The 536-nt window shown below is 53.9% G+C and carries 1 protein-coding gene; it reads left to right on the top strand.

Features of this window, described 5'->3' with window-relative positions:
- Positions 1–536 (top strand): AMP-binding enzyme (locus tag AAC854_RS22975; protein ID WP_340619111.1); only part of this gene is annotated, 536 nt, incomplete at both ends.

Below are 536 nucleotides of genomic sequence, written 5' to 3'. Positions count from 1 at the left end.
ATTGGTCGGCCAATCGCTAACACACGCCTCTATTTGTTGAACGCTTATGGCGAACCCGTGCCACTGGGGGCGATCGGTGAGATTTATATTGGTGGAGACGGCGTGGCCTGTGGTTATCTTAATCGCCCTGAACTCACCGCTGAACGCTTCCTGCTTGATCCTTTTAGTGATCAGCCGGATGCACGCATGTATCGAACCGGAGATTTGGCCCGCTACCTGCCGGATGGCAATCTGGAATTCTTTGGTCGTAATGATCAACAGGTCAAAATCCGTGGTTTCCGGATTGAACCGGGGGAAATTGAAACTCGGTTGAAGGAGTACCCTGCGGTGCGTGGGGCTGCGGTGCTGGTGCTGGGTGACGGGCAGGACAAACGGCTGGTCGCCTATATAGTAGCGCAAGCAGATGATGGATTAATCAACAACCTGCGTGCCCACTTAAGCGCAATCTTGCCTGATTATATGGTGCCGGCGGCTTTTGTCCGTCTGGATGAATTCCCGTTGACGCCGAATGGTAAACTGGATCGCCGGGCATTGCC

The sequence above is a fragment of the Xenorhabdus entomophaga genome (assembly GCF_037996725.1).
In the GTDB taxonomy this organism is placed as follows: Bacteria; Pseudomonadota; Gammaproteobacteria; order Enterobacterales; family Enterobacteriaceae; genus Xenorhabdus; species Xenorhabdus khoisanae.
Note: the sequence above shows the minus strand (reverse complement) of the source record. Positions and strands in the feature narration are given on the sequence as shown.